The organism is Pseudomonas oryzihabitans, assembly GCF_014522265.1.
GTDB lineage: Bacteria > Pseudomonadota > Gammaproteobacteria > Pseudomonadales > Pseudomonadaceae > Chryseomonas > Chryseomonas aestiva.
On the sequence record NZ_CP017024.1, the window covers coordinates 560,118 to 574,185 of the forward strand.

The following is a 14,068-nucleotide window of genomic DNA, read 5'->3' on the forward strand; positions in this document are numbered from 1 at the left end:
TCCCGCCCGTCCCCATCCTCGGACAGCCGCTGCCCCATCGGGCCGCTCCGGCAGACGCCTCCTACAAGAACGACTGCCCGGTAACCCTGCATGTCCACGACCGCTGCCGCCTTCGACGCGCCCACCTCCGTGCCGCGCAATTCCCCCACCCGCGTGGCCACCGCCAGCTTCATCGGCACCGCCATCGAGTTCTACGACTTCTATGTCTATGCCACGGCCGCGGCCCTGGTGATCGGCCCGGTATTCTTTCCCCAGGGCGCGGGCATGGCCCAGACCCTCAGCGCCTTCATCACCTTTGGCATCGCCTTCCTGGCGCGCCCCCTGGGTTCGCTGCTGTTCGGCCATTTCGGCGATCGCATCGGCCGCAAGTCCACGCTGGTGGCCTCGCTGCTGCTGATGGGCATCTCCACCACCCTGATCGGTCTCCTGCCCGGCTATGCCAGCATCGGCGTCTGGGCACCGATCCTGCTGTGCCTGCTGAGATTCGGCCAGGGCCTGGGCCTGGGTGGCGAATGGGGCGGCGCGGCGCTGCTGGCCACCGAGAATGCCCCACCCGGCAAGCGCGCCTGGTTTGGCATGTTCCCCCAGCTCGGCCCTTCCATCGGCTTCCTCATGGCCAACGGCCTGTTCCTGGCCCTGGCGCTGCTGCTGGACGACGAGCAATTCCGCGCCTGGGGCTGGCGCATCCCCTTCCTGCTCAGCGCCCTGCTGGTGGTGGTCGGCCTCTATGTGAGGTTGTCGCTGCACGAGACGCCGGTGTTCGCCGAGGCCATGGCCCGTCGCGAGAAGTTGCGCCTGCCCATGGTCGAGACCTTTGGCAAGCACGGCAAGGCGGTACTGCTGGGCGCTCTGAGCATGGTGGTGTGCTACGCCCTCTTCTACATCTCCACGGTGTTCTCGCTGAGCTACGGAGTGAAGAACCTCGGCTACAGCCGCCAGGAATTCCTCGGCCTGCTCTGCGTGGCGGTGCTGTTCATGGCCCTGGCCACGCCGCTTTCGGCCTGGCTGGCGGATCGCTTCGGCCGCAAGCCGGTACTGGCGGTGAGCGCTATCGCCGCCCTGCTGTCGGGCTTTGCCATGGAGCCGCTGCTGACCCATGGTTCCAGCCAGGCGGTCGGCCTGTTCCTGGCCCTGGAGCTGTTTCTCATGGGCATGACCTTCGGCCCCATGGGCGCCCTGCTGCCGGAGATCTTCCCGACCCGGGTGCGCTACACCGGTGCCTCGGCGGCCTACAACCTGGGCGGCATCCTCGGCGCCTCCCTGGCGCCCTATGCCGCGCAGCAACTGGTGGAAGCCGGTGGCCTGAGCTGGGTGGGTGGCTATGTCTCGGCGGCGGCGGCCATCAGCCTTGTGGCGGTGCTGTGCATGCGCGAAACGCGCGACCAGTCGCTGTAGATTTTTCTACCCAATAAAAAAGGGCCCCGCGGGGCCCTTTTTTCGTGATGCGCAGACGACGTTACAACTCGACCTTCACCGCCTGGGACGCACGCACGGCCTTGGCCCGCGCGGCCTCGATGCTTTCATCGCGGGCCAGGGCCACGCCCATGCGCCGCTGCCCCTTCACCTCCGGCTTGCCGAACAGACGCAGTGCGGTGTCGGGTTCGGCCAGGGCCGCGCCGAGGTTGGCGAAGGCGGTCTGGCGCGAGTCGCCGTCCACCAGGATCACCGCCGAGGCCGAGGGACCGAACTGGCGGATGGTGGGAATCGGCAGGCCGAGGATGGCCCGGGCATGCAGGGCGAATTCGGAGAGATCCTGGGAGATCAGAGTCACCAGGCCGGTGTCGTGGGGCCGCGGCGAAACCTCGCTGAACCAGACCTGGTCGCCCTTGACGAACAGCTCCACGCCGAACAGACCGCGACCGCCCAGGGCCTCGGTGACGGCGCGAGCGACCCGTTCGGATTCGGCCAGGGCCTGCTCGCTCATGGCCTGGGGCTGCCAGGACTCGTGGTAGTCGCCCTTGACCTGGCGATGCCCGACCGGTGCGCAGAAGGAGGTGCCGCCGACGTGGCGCACGGTCAGCAGGGTGATCTCGTAGTCGAAGTCGACGAAACCCTCGACGATCACCCGGCCCTTGCCGGCACGCCCGCCTTCCTGGGCGTACTGCCAGGCGGCCTGCAGCTCGTCGGCGCTGCGCAGCAGACTCTGGCCCTTGCCCGAGGAACTCATGATCGGCTTGACCACGCAGGGATAGCCCAGCGCCTCGGCGGCGGCGGCGTAGTCTTCGTAGGTGTCGGCGAAGTAATAGGGCGAGGTGGGCAGGCCCAGTTCCTCGGCGGCGAGGCGACGGATGCCTTCGCGATTCATGGTCAGCTGGGCCGCACGGGCGGTAGGCACCACGGTGTAGCCCTCGCCTTCCAGCTCCACCAGGGTAGCGGTGGCGATGGCTTCGATTTCCGGCACGATGAAGTGCGGCTGCTCGCGCTCGATCACCGCGCGCAGGGCGGCACCGTCGAGCATGTCGATGACGTGACTGCGGTGGGCGACCTGCATGGCCGGGGCATCGGCATAGCGATCCACGGCGATGACTTCGACGCCCAGGCGCTGCAGTTCGATGACGACTTCCTTGCCCAGTTCGCCGGAGCCGCAGAGCAGCACGCGGGTGGCGCTGGGGGACAGGGGGGTACCGATACGGGGCATGACAGATCTCTCCGGCTGATATCAGGTCAGGAAGGCCGCACCGCTCGCTCGCGCCCGCTCGCCGCAACGCAGCAGCACCTCGCGGCGCTCGCTCTCGCTCATGGACATCCAGCGGGTGATCTCGGCGGCGCTGCGCTGGCAACCGATGCAGATGTCCTGTTCGTCCAGGGCACAGACATGGACGCAGGGCGAACGCACGGGTGAATCGGCGGTGGTCATGCGGCTTCCCTCGAATGGCCGCGCATTGTGCCCGTTAATACCAAATTTGGCATGTGCCTTTACCTTGCCGATACCGCTCAATCCCGCTTGGGCGGTGCCTTGAGCACGATACCGGCGTCGTACAGCAGGTTGACCAGTTCGACGATGATCACCGCGGTCAGCCCCCAGATGCGGTGCTCGCCATATTGATAGCTGGGCACCTGCCAGCGCAGGCCATCGTGGTCGACCCGGAAGGTGTAATCCGGCGGCACCTCGCAGAAGAACCGCAGGGGCACGGTGAAGATCGCGGCGATCTCGGCTTCGCTGGGAATGTATTCGAGCTGATCCGGAATCAGGGCGACGACGGGGGTCACCGCCAGGCCGTAGCGCGACACCAGCGGACTCAGGGGCGCGATGACTTCCACCAGACCCGGTGGCAGCCCGACCTCTTCCTCGGCCTCGCGCAGGGCGGTGGCCACCAGGTCGGCATCCTCGGGATCGCGCCGCCCGCCCGGCAGGGCCACCTCGCCACCGTGGGTGGACAGGTTGCTGGCCCTCAGGGTGAGCAGCAACTCGGGATGCTCGCCACGAATGATGGGCACCAGCACCGCCGCTTCCTGGTAGCTTTCGGTGCCGCTCAGGGTGCGCGGCTGATAGTGACGCAGGCGCTGGAGCAACTCATCCACGCCAAGATTCTCCCTTGCTCATCGTATCCCCTGGATCATGGCATGCCCGCCGGGCAATCCCAAGTCCTGCCATCGCTTGCGAGGCCCGGGAGCGTCCCGGCACACTGCAGCAAAACGAGGATGAACCATGAAGCATTGCAATCACTGTGGCGGCCTGCTGGAAGCGCGCATTCCCGCGGGTGACAACCGGATGCGCCTGGTCTGCAGCCAGTGCGGCGCAGTGCATTATCAGAATCCGCGGGTGGTGGCTGGCTGCCTGGCGACCTGGGAGGGCAAGGTGCTGCTCTGCCAGCGCGCGATCGAGCCGCGCCAGGGTTACTGGACGCTGCCGGCGGGCTTCATGGAAAACGGCGAGACCACCACCGAAGCCGCCGCCCGCGAGACCCTCGAGGAAGCCGGCGCGCAGGTGCAGGGCCTGGAGCTCTATACCCTCTTCGATCTGCCGCACATCGATCAGATCTACATGCTGTTCCGCGGCGAGCTGGTCGACGGCCGCTTTGCCGTCGGCGAGGAAAGTCTCGATGTGCGCCTTCTGGACGAAGCCGACATCCCCTGGTCGTCTCTGGCTTTTCCGACCATCAAGCGAACACTAGAATGCTTTTTCGCCGATCGCCGTCGCGGCGAGTATCCGTTGCGTCACGAGGGCATGGCGCCCATGGTGGTCGCACCCAAGCCTGCCTGAGGGCCTGCTCAAAGTCTGCTGCGCGTCGGCCCAACGTCGTTGAAAATGCCGTCGGAATGCTCATTTACTATCTGTAAACTCCGCTTCCTCAGCCATTTTCGCCTTGTTTGTCTCTAGCTCGCGAGACCTTGAACAGGCCCTGAGCTCTTCCGAGGATCTTCCCGACATGCGTCCGTTGCACCTGTTGTTGGCGCTCTGCTATGTGCTGTGCGGTTCGTTGCTTCCCCAGCTGGCTCAGGCCAGCACCAGTGTCACGGTGATCCGCCAGCCGGCCGCGCCGCTGATCGACAAGGTGCTGGTGATCAAGTCGCGCAACCAGCTGCAGCTGCTCAGCGGCGATACCGTGATGAAGTCCTATCGCATCTCGCTGGGCAAGAATCCCCGCGGCCCCAAGCTGCGCGAGGGCGACCAGCGTACGCCGGAAGGCTTCTACTGGATCGACTGGCGCAAGACCAGCGACAAGTTCAACCTGGCCATGCACATCTCCTATCCCAACCGGGAGGATCTGGCCCGCGCGCATCAGGCTGGCGTACCCCCAGGCAGCATGATCATGCTGCACGGTACGCCCATCGACGAGGAATACCCCGAGTGGTACTTCAACTCGTTGAACTGGACCAATGGCTGCGTCGCGCTGACCAACCATGACATGCGTGAGGTCTGGGGCCTGGTCAAGGACGGCACCCTGATCGAGATCCGCCCCTGAGAGTCTATCCAAAGGCTGCTGCGCGTCGGCCGAACCGCGTTGAAGAGGCCCTGGGTCGCCAGTCCGACCTGGGCAGCCCCGTCGCAATGCTCATCTACCCTTCGTAAACTCGCGCGCGAGCCCGGTCGAGCGCGAGTCCGATCGCTTCCTCAGGTGTCTTCGCGGGGCCGCCCAGGCTTTGTTCGGCTCTGGCTCGCGAACCTTTGCACAGACTCTGCGCCGATAGGCGTCCCCTGTCCTACCCCGCCACCTGCTCCGCCGGCGAGACGATGGTGGTCTTGCCACGCGACCGACCGCTGCTGAGATAGTCGGCGATGGATTCCTGGGTGACCTCGCCAAGGAAGTCGTTGTCGGCGCTGAGTACCGGCAGCCAGGAGGTGTTGAACTGGTACATGCGTGACAGCAGGATGCGCAGGTGCTCGTCGAAGGCCGCGGTGGCCTTGAACGGGGTAATGAAGGGCGCCACCGGTCCGCTCTGGCCCCGCAGGTCACGCCGACGCACATAGCCCAGGCCCTTGTTGGCGGCATCCGTCACCACCACATGGCGGCGGTCGTGCTCTTCCATCAACTCCACGGCGTCGCCGATCAGGGTCTCGGCCTGGATCGACGGCGCATTGTCGGCCGCGTCCTCGGCACGGATCAGCAAGAGGCGCTTGAGGGTGCTGTCCTGGCCGACGAAGTTGCTGACGAATTCATCCTTGGGATGGGCCAGCAGGGTGTCCGGATGGTCGAACTGCACCAGGCGGCCGCCACGGAACACGGCGATCTTGTCGCCCAGGCGGATGGCTTCGTCGATGTCATGGCTAACCATGATCACCGTCTTGTTCAGCGCCCGCTGCATCTGGAAGAACTCGTTCTGGATGGCGTCGCGGTTGATCGGGTCCACCGCACCGAAGGGTTCGTCCATCAGCAGCAGCGGCGCCTCGGCCGCCAGGGCGCGAATCACCCCGATGCGCTGCTGCTGGCCGCCGGAGAGTTCGCGCGGATAGCGCGACAGGTACTGCTTGGGTTCGAGCTGTACCATGCTCATCAGCTCGGTGGCGCGCTCGCGGCATCTCTTCTTGTCCCAGCCCAAGAGCTTGGGCACCACCGTGATGTTTTCCTCGATGGTCATGTTGGGAAACAGACCGATCTGCTGGATCACGTAGCCGATATGTCTCCTGAGGGTCACCTCGTCGATGCCGGTGGTGTCCTCGCCATTGATCAGTACCCGTCCCGAGGTGGGTTCGATCAGGCGGTTGATCATCTTCAGGGTGGTGGTCTTGCCGCAGCCGGAGGGGCCGAGGAAGACGCAGATCTGGCCCTCCTCCACGGTGAGGCTCACGGCGTCCACCGCGGTCACGTCCTTGCCGTGCTGCTTGAAGGTCTTGGTCAGGCGGTCGAGTTCGATCATCTGGGGCTCCTTAAGAGGCGCTGCGCAGGCCGCGCGGGGTGAGGCGGCGTTGCAGCCACTGCAGGACGAGGTCGGCGACGATGGCCAGCAGGCTGACCAGCACGGCGCCGACGATGAGAGTGGCCATGTCGCTGCGACTGATGGCGGTGAGGATGAGCACGCCCAGGCCACCGGCGCCGATGGTGGCGGCGATGGTCATGACGCCGATGTTCATGACCACGGCGGTGCGCACCCCGGCCAGGATCACCGGCAGGGCGATGGGCAGCTCGACCATCCGCAGGCGCTGCCAGAAGGTCATGCCGATGCCGACGCCCGCCTCGCGGATCCCCGGTTCGACGCTGGTCAGCGCCAAATAGGTGTTTCTCAGGATCGGCAGCAGCGAATAGAGGAACACCGCGGTGATCGCCGGCAGCGGACCGAGGCCCTGGCCGAACTTGGAGTAGAACGGCAGCAGGAGACCGAACAGGGCGATCGAAGGCAGCGTCATGACCACCGTGGCCAGCGCCTGCAGCGGTCCGGCCAGCGCAGGGTAGCGGGTCATGAGGATGCCCAGGGGCACGCCCACCAGGATCGCCAGGGTCACGGCGACGCCTACCAGGGTGATGTGCTGGCGGGTCAGTTCGAGGACCTGCAACCAGTCGATGTGATTGAAGGAGGTGACGAAATCCATGGGTCACTGCCCTCCGTCTAGGGGATGCCGGGCAAGGAAGTCGCGAGCTACCTGGGCCGGAGTCTGTCGCTCGATGTCCACCTTGGCGTTGAGCTGGCGCATGGTGGCCTGGTCCAGGCTTTCCGCCAGGGGCTTGAGCAGCGTGGCGAGATCCGGATGCCTTTCCAGGTAACGGGCGTTTACCACTGGCGCGGCGGTGTAGTCGGGGAAGTAACCCTTGTCGTCTTCCAGCACCTTGAGCTTGAAGGCGTCCAGGCGGCCGTCGGTGGTGTAGACCAGACCGGTGAAGACCTGGCCGTTGCGCAGGGCGGTGTAGACCAGGCCCGGGTCCATCTGGCGGATGTCATCGCGGGTGTAGCTCAGGCCATAGGCCTTGACCAGACCGGCGAGGCCGTCGGAGCGGTTGGCGAACTCGATGTCCAGCGCGGTGAGGTGGCGCTTGCCCGCCTCGGCCTCGAGCAGTCCGGCCAGGTCACTGATGCTGTTGAGTTCGGGATGCTGCCGGGCGACCTTCTCCGGCAGCGCCAGGGCATAGGTGTTGTTGAAGCGGGTGGGCGCCAGCCACGCCAGACCGACCTTGGCGTCCAGCTGCTTGACTCGCTGGTAGGAGGCGTCCTTGTCCAGTCGTTCGGTGACATGGTTGTAGGCCACCAGCGAAGTACCGGTGTATTCCCAGGTGAGGTCGAGCTGGGCGTTCTTCACGCCGTTCCAGGCGATGGTGCTGCCCAGGCCGCCGACGATCTCCGGCTGGTAGCCGTGCCTGGACAGATACTGCCCGGTGAGTTCGGCGAGGATGGCCTGCTCGGTGAAGACCTTGGCACCGATGCGGATCGGATCGGCCTGGGTACCACTGGCCAGTGTCAATCCGAACCAGGCGGCGCCCAGGGCGATAAGCAACTTCTTCATCTCGTCTCCTTAGCGGGCCAGGCCGCGTTCCAGCCAGAGGCGACTGGCAAGCAGCACCAGGCCATCCAGCAGCAGCGCCAGCAGTGCGGTAGCGGCGGCGCCCAGCAGCAGCTGTGACTGGTTCTCCAGGGCGATGGCAGGAAAGATCAGGCTGCCCAGGCTGTTGGCGCCGATGAGAAATACCAGCGGCGTGGTGCCGACATTGATCGCCAGGGCAACCCGAACCCCGCCGATGATGATGGGCACGGCATTGGGTAGCTCCACCTTGGTCAGCACCTGGGCAGGCGTCATGCCGATGCCGGTGGCCGCTTCCTTGAGCGAGGCGGGCACGTTCTTCAGCCCCTCGTAGGTGTTGCGCACGATGGGCAGCAGCGAGGCGAGGAACAGCGCCAGGATCGCCGGTCCGTCGCCAATGCCGACGATGCCCAGGGCAATGGCCAGCACCGCCAGCGGGGGACGGTATTGCCGATGTTGAACACCTGCATGAAGCGCTCGGCGCTGCGGGCGAATCGCGGTCGACTGAGCAGGACCCCGGCGGGGAGTCCCACCAGCAGCGCCAATACCATGGAAACGACCACCAGGTAGAGATGGGCCTGGAGATAGAACAGTAGATCCGCGCGATAGGTAGCGAGGGTATCCCTACCGATCCAGTGCACCAGCAGCGCCAGGATCACCACTCCCGCGGCCGTGCCGAGCAGGAGGGTCTTGAACTTCGCCATGTCAGGCTCCTTCAACGGGCGGACAGGCCGCATGCCTTCCGAGTGCGGACCTCGCGACAGGAGCGAGGCGCAGGACGGCTGTCCGGGTTCAGGGTCGAGACACAGCAGGGCATGGCGGGTATGCCGGCTGGACCAACGGGGCACTGCGGATCTCGGATCTGCCTAGCCCTTGGGTGTCGCTCCCTGGGGAACGACATGGCGCCTTGCCTCGACCGAAGAGATTGACGCCCATCGCAGTCGATAGTTCGTCAGCTCCTTTTCAGGCTAACCCAATAGACTCGCTCAATGCCAATCCGATCGCGAAAACTGCATGACTTGACAGAGTGAAAGGCCCGGGCGAGAGGCTTTCATATCGCATCAAAAGGGAGAGGCGCGGGCTAGAGCCGCTGACAAATATGTGACGATAAATTTAATACACTTACTGTTAGCTGCTTTGCAGCACCAGCGCGAACCCGGTCGCAGATAGCGTCGCGAGCCGCCTCGGTTTCGTGGAGCGCCACACAGCCTGGCTGACGTACGGTCATCACTGAAACATCTTTTTGTGCGCCAGTGCGATGACGAGGTTTTGGCACCTCTTTATCATGCCGACGAGTGGCTGACGCTTTGAGGGAACATTCAGCCATACCAAGGTCAATAGGTGGCCCAGTGATAGCACCAAGCGCCATTCCTGGTACCGCCATAAAAACAGACTATTCATCGAGCTAACTTCAAAGGGAACGTTATGAATGACATGACGGCTTGTGCATCGTTGGACTCTGCTGTTCTATCCTCTGCCCCGGTAATGCTGCTGCAACCCAAGGTGGAAAATTGGGTCGTGGTCTATGCTCATGGCGGCCTGATCGCCGACTTCGATGACGAGGCTTCGGCCCGCCGCGAAGCAGAGCAGTGGGCTGGAATCTGCCTGCGTCGCTAAACACCGCTTTCGAATGATCTGCCTGCGCCATCAACCGATGGAAAGTAGTCACAGGCAGCTCATTACCCGCTCCAGCGGCTTTCATCCCGCCCCTCGCCAGACACCCCAACATCCAGCCTTGCGCTGCCCGCCAGCCCTACCCAGCTCGCATTTCCACTGATTTCGCCTGGCATTAACGTTGTCTGGCGCACCTTCTGAGCGTTGCACTGCAACTTCCCGGCGTCTCTTCAGGCCTGATGGCGAGTCGAGCCCCTGCGCCCGATCACCCAACGTCTTCCGTCACTGTCCGGGACCTTGCCGATGACGCTACGCCTGAAATCCGCTATCACCACCCTGTTCGCCCTGCTCTTCCTGGCAGCCACACCGGTCACCCAGGCCACTCCGCGGGATTTTCCCACCGATCTGATCGGCCTGAATTTCTCCGGCGCCGGCTTCGCACCTCACGTACTGCCGGGCAAACCGGGCACCAACTATTTCTTTCCCGACGCCGGTCATTACCGGCGCTGGGCGGCCAAGGGTATCCGGGTGATCCGCTTCCCGGTCATCTGGGAGCGCCTGCAGCCGCGTCTGGGGCAACCCCTGGACCCCGCCTACGCCAAGCTGATCGACCAGACCCTGGACAATGCCAAGCGCTATCGCATGAGCGTGATCCTGGATCTGCACAACTACATGAGATACCGCGGCCAGATCATCGGCAGCGCGGCGGTGCCCTATCCGGCCTATGCCGATGTCCTGCAGCGAATCGCCCAGCGCTGGCACGAGCACCCTGCCCTGGCCGCCTACGACATCATGAACGAGCCCCACGATGCGGTTGAGCAGTGGCCGGTGGCGGCGCAGCATGGCATCGACGCCGTGCGTGACGTCGATCGGGCGCGACCGATCCTGATCGAAGGCAACGGCTGGTCCAGCAGCTATCTCTGGCCGCGCTACAACGCCAAGCTGCTCGGCCTCAAGGATCCGGCAGACAACCTGATCTATTCGGCGCACGTCTATTTCGACAACGACGGTGGCGGCAAATACCTCAAAAAGGATATGACCGATTTCGACCCGGATGTCGGCATCCGCCGGGTCGAGCCCTTCATCACCTGGCTCAAGCAGCACGGCAAGCGCGGTCACATCGGCGAGTTCGGCGTACCGGACAACGATCCGCGCTGGCTGGCAGCCATGGACAGGTTGCTGGCACGGCTGCGGCAGGAATGCATCCCGGCCATGTACTGGGCAGCCGGCCCCAACTGGGGCGACTACCCGCTGGCAATCGAGCCGGTCAAGGGCAAACCCCGGCCGCAGTGGAGCGTGCTGCAGAAGTACGTGAAGCCCGCCGGCTGCCAGGCACTGGGCCCGCGCTGACCGCAGCGCCGCCAGGCGAACCAGGCGGCGCCTTCTTGCAGTTATGCGACAACATGTCCGGAAATCGGTGACTGCAATCACAAAACGCTTGGCCATGGACGGTCGGGTAAGAACTTGCTGGCGTTTAGCGATCAAAATGTAACAGCAAGTAATAGTGCGACTATTAAGACGCTTGCGACGCACAAGAGAAAGGATGCCATGTCAGCTATCGTATTTCCGCACTACCCCTGTGCTCTTTCCCCCTAACGGCAGCGCTGCATCCGTTCGCCTTTCTTGCCGCACCCTCAGGGATTTCCCATGGAAAGATTTGTCGCTTTGGATAGCTTTCGCGGCCTGCTCGCCGTCGCCGTCGTCCTGTTCCATACCTATGTCGCTCAGGCCGCCTCGGAAAATCCGCTGATCGCCAACGCCTACCTGTTCGTTGAATTCTTCTTCGTGCTCAGCGGCTTCGTGCTCATGCACACCTACGAAAACCGTCTGCGGACCCTGGACGACTATCGCGATTTCGCCATCAGTCGCTCGGCGCGGATCCTGCCGCTGCACCTGGCCATGCTCGGGCTCTATGTACTGCTGGAATGCGGTCGCCTGCTGGCGGAAAAGCTGGGGGTCGGCTTCAACGATCCGGCTTTCAGCGGCGCTACCGCACCCGAGCAATTCCTGCCCAATCTGCTGCTGCTGCAATCCTGGCTGGGCCAGGCCATCACCGGTTCGTTCAACTACCCGTCCTGGAGCATCAGCATCGAGTTCTACCTCTATCTGATCTTCGGTCTGCTGGTGCTCAAGGGCCAGGGTCATCAGCGCCAGTGGTTCCTGGCGATCGCCCTGCTGGCCTTCGTGCAGCTGCTGTTTCCCTTCCTGCCGCTGAAGACCGAGATCTTCCGCGGCCTGTCGTGCTTTTTCGCCGGCGCCTGCACCTATCGCCTCTACGTCTGGATCAAGCAGCACAACCAGGGGCAATTCGGTGGCACCCTGCTGGAGCTGGCCTGCCTGATCGCCGGTGCCGCGGTGATGACCTCCGATCTGCCGGTGCCCAAGAAGGGCGTGCTGGCGACCCTGGTGTTCTGCGTCACTGTCCTCACCTTCGCCTTCGAGCGCGGTCTGGTCTCCAGCGTGCTGCACCAGGGGCTCTTCGTACGCCTGGGCGTGCTGTCCTATTCGATCTACCTGTGCCACGCCGCGGTGATCTTCGTGTTCAAGAGCGCCTTCATCGTGCTGGGCAAGCTGCTGCACCAGGACCTCACGGTGGTGGCGCCTTCCCACGACGCGCCGCTGCCCTTCATGATCCGCTACATCGCCACCGGCAGCGTCGTGCTGGACAACCTGGTGGTGCTGGTGGAACTGGCGGTGGTCTTCGCCTTCGCCTGCCTGACCCACAGATACATCGAGATCCCGGGCATGGCGCTGGGCAAGCGGCTGGTTCGCCGCAAACGCACCCCGCCCTGCTGCGACGGCAACATCCAGCCGCAGCGCTGAGCAGCGCCCTGGCAGCCCCACCGACCTCAAGCCGGTGGGGCTGCCCTCTGCTATACTCCGCCCCCTCTTTTTTCTTCCCGCCCAGGTTCATCCATGACCACCCAGGCCGCCGAAGTCGCCAAGCGCCGTACCTTCGCCATCATTTCTCACCCCGATGCGGGCAAGACCACCATCACCGAAAAGCTGCTGCTGATGGGCCAGGCCATCGCCGTCGCGGGCACGGTGAAGTCGCGCAAATCCGACCGCCATGCGACCTCCGACTGGATGGAGATGGAAAAGCAGCGCGGCATTTCCATCACCACCTCGGTGATGCAGTTCCCCTACCGCGAGCACATGATCAACCTGCTCGACACCCCCGGCCACGAAGACTTCTCTGAAGACACCTATCGCACCCTGACCGCGGTGGATTCGGCGCTGATGGTGCTCGACGGTGGCAAGGGCGTCGAACCCCGCACCATCGCCCTGATGGACGTCTGCCGCCTGCGTGACACCCCCATCGTCAGCTTCATCAACAAGCTCGACCGCGACATCCGCGACCCCATCGAACTGCTCGACGAGATCGAGGCGGTGCTCAAGATCAAGGCCGCGCCCATCACCTGGCCGATCGGCAGCTATCGCGACTTCAAGGGTGTCTATCACCTCTCAGACGACCGCATCTACGTCTACACCCCTGGCCATGGTCACGAGCGCATCGCCACCAAGACCATCGACAAGCTGGACTCCGATGAGGCCCGCGCCCACCTAGGCGATCTCTATGAGCGCTTCGTCGAGGAGCTGGAGCTGGTGCAGGGCGCCTGCCATGAATTCGATGGCGAGGCCTTCCTGCGCGGCGAGATGACCCCGGTGTTCTTTGGTACCGCTCTGGGCAACTTCGGCGTCGACCAGGTGCTCGACGCCGTGGTCGACTGGGCGCCGCGCCCGCTGTCGCGCGCCGCCCACGAGCGGGTGGTGGAACCGGTGGAAGAGAAGTTCTCCGGCTTCGTGTTCAAGATCCAGGCGAACATGGATCCCAAGCACCGCGACCGCATCGCCTTCATGCGCATCTGCTCGGGCAGGTACGAGAAGGGCATGAAGCTGCGCCACGTGCGGATCAAGAAGGACCTCAAGATCGCCGATGCCCTGACCTTCTTCTCCAGCGAGCGCGAGCACCTGGAAGAGGCCTTCGCCGGCGACATCATCGGCCTGCACAACCACGGCACCATCCAGATCGGCGACACCTTCACCGAAGGCGAGCTGCTGGGCTTCACCGGTATCCCCCACTTCGCCCCGGAACTGTTCCGCCGCGTGCGCCTGAAGGATCCGCTGAAATCCAAGCAGCTGCGCCAGGGCCTGCAGGAACTGGCCGAGGAAGGCGCCACCCAGGTGTTCTTCCCGAGCGCAACAACGACATCGTGCTCGGCGCCGTGGGCGTGCTGCAGTTCGACGTGGTCGCCAGTCGCCTGAAGGAAGAATACAAGGTGGAGTGCGCCTACGAGGCCATCAACGTCTGGTCGGCGCGCTGGATCGAGTGCGACGACAAGAAGAAGCTCGAGGACTTCAAGAACAAGGCCTTCGAGAACCTGGCGGTGGATGGCGGTGGTCACCTCACCTACCTGGCGCCGACCCGGGTCAATCTGGCGCTGATGGAAGAGCGCTGGCCGGAGATCAAATTCCGCGCCACCCGCGAGCACCATTAAGCCCTACTGCCTGACCGGTGCACCTGGCGCCGGTCAGGCGTACCGTCCTCCTCCCTGCATCGTC

General features: G+C 64.3%; 12 protein-coding genes and 2 pseudogenes. 7 read left to right on the forward strand and 7 right to left on the reverse strand.

Going from position 1 to position 14,068, the window contains the following annotated elements; genetic code table 11:
- Positions 1-90 precede the first annotated feature (90 nt).
- Entirely contained in the window at positions 91-1,395 is a 1,305-nt protein-coding gene (locus BGI51_RS02635) for an MFS transporter (protein WP_133862630.1), read from the forward strand.
- Positions 1,396-1,456: 61 nt separating this feature from the next.
- Here BGI51_RS02635 and purT read toward each other — a convergent pair whose 3' ends face one another.
- From purT to BGI51_RS02650, 3 genes are all read right to left on the reverse strand, one after another.
- On the reverse strand, positions 1,457-2,638 hold the full coding sequence (purT, locus tag BGI51_RS02640) for a formate-dependent phosphoribosylglycinamide formyltransferase (protein WP_133861264.1): 1,182 nt from the start codon (positions 2,636-2,638) through the stop codon (positions 1,457-1,459).
- 21 nt (positions 2,639-2,659) lie between these two features.
- The gene (locus BGI51_RS02645) at positions 2,660-2,857 is read right to left on the reverse strand and encodes a DUF1289 domain-containing protein (RefSeq protein WP_133861265.1); all 198 of its coding nucleotides are present in this window, start codon (positions 2,855-2,857) and stop codon (positions 2,660-2,662) included.
- Positions 2,858-2,934: 77 nt separating this feature from the next.
- Complete coding sequence (locus tag BGI51_RS02650; protein WP_133861266.1) at positions 2,935-3,522, reverse strand: CoA pyrophosphatase; 588 nt, start codon at positions 3,520-3,522, stop codon at positions 2,935-2,937.
- Positions 3,523-3,649: 127 nt separating this feature from the next.
- Here BGI51_RS02650 and BGI51_RS02655 point away from each other — a divergent pair, with 127 nt between their 5' ends.
- Positions 3,650-4,204, forward strand: coding sequence for an NUDIX hydrolase (locus BGI51_RS02655; protein WP_133861267.1), 555 nt, complete (start codon positions 3,650-3,652; stop codon positions 4,202-4,204).
- Between the two features lie 229 nt (positions 4,205-4,433).
- The gene (locus BGI51_RS02660) at positions 4,434-4,907 is read left to right on the forward strand and encodes a L,D-transpeptidase family protein (protein WP_405046304.1); all 474 of its coding nucleotides are present in this window, start codon (positions 4,434-4,436) and stop codon (positions 4,905-4,907) included.
- A gap of 238 nt (positions 4,908-5,145) precedes the next feature.
- Here BGI51_RS02660 and BGI51_RS02665 read toward each other — a convergent pair whose 3' ends face one another.
- The 4 genes and pseudogenes from BGI51_RS02665 to BGI51_RS02680 all read right to left on the reverse strand — a co-directional run bounded on the left by BGI51_RS02665 (position 5,146) and on the right by BGI51_RS02680 (position 8,595).
- Complete coding sequence (locus BGI51_RS02665; protein WP_187980226.1) at positions 5,146-6,300, reverse strand: ABC transporter ATP-binding protein; 1,155 nt, start codon at positions 6,298-6,300, stop codon at positions 5,146-5,148.
- A gap of 10 nt (positions 6,301-6,310) precedes the next feature.
- Entirely contained in the window at positions 6,311-6,970 is a 660-nt protein-coding gene (locus BGI51_RS02670; protein ID WP_187980227.1) for an ABC transporter permease, read from the reverse strand.
- 3 nt (positions 6,971-6,973) lie between these two features.
- Positions 6,974-7,876, reverse strand: a complete 903-nt coding sequence (locus BGI51_RS02675; protein ID WP_187980228.1) for a glycine betaine ABC transporter substrate-binding protein — start codon at positions 7,874-7,876, stop codon at positions 6,974-6,976.
- A gap of 9 nt (positions 7,877-7,885) precedes the next feature.
- Positions 7,886-8,595 (reverse strand): annotated as a pseudogene (locus BGI51_RS02680) (ABC transporter permease).
- A gap of 721 nt (positions 8,596-9,316) precedes the next feature.
- Between BGI51_RS02680 and BGI51_RS02685 the strand changes: the two are divergent.
- The 4 genes and pseudogenes from BGI51_RS02685 (at position 9,317) to BGI51_RS02700 (ending at position 14,004) form a co-directional block, all read left to right on the forward strand.
- Positions 9,317-9,508: a hypothetical protein gene (locus tag BGI51_RS02685; RefSeq protein ID WP_158891359.1), complete on the forward strand. Its 192-nt coding sequence runs from the start codon at positions 9,317-9,319 to the stop codon at positions 9,506-9,508.
- Positions 9,509-9,808: 300 nt separating this feature from the next.
- Positions 9,809-10,855 carry a glycoside hydrolase family 5 protein gene (locus BGI51_RS02690; RefSeq protein WP_187980229.1) on the forward strand — a complete coding sequence of 349 codons (1,047 nt, stop codon included), beginning with the start codon at positions 9,809-9,811 and terminating at the stop codon, positions 10,853-10,855.
- Positions 10,856-11,152: 297 nt separating this feature from the next.
- Entirely contained in the window at positions 11,153-12,328 is a 1,176-nt protein-coding gene (locus BGI51_RS02695) for an acyltransferase family protein (protein WP_187980230.1), read from the forward strand.
- A gap of 93 nt (positions 12,329-12,421) precedes the next feature.
- Positions 12,422-14,004, forward strand: a pseudogene (locus tag BGI51_RS02700) (peptide chain release factor 3).
- Positions 14,005-14,068 lie beyond the last annotated feature (64 nt).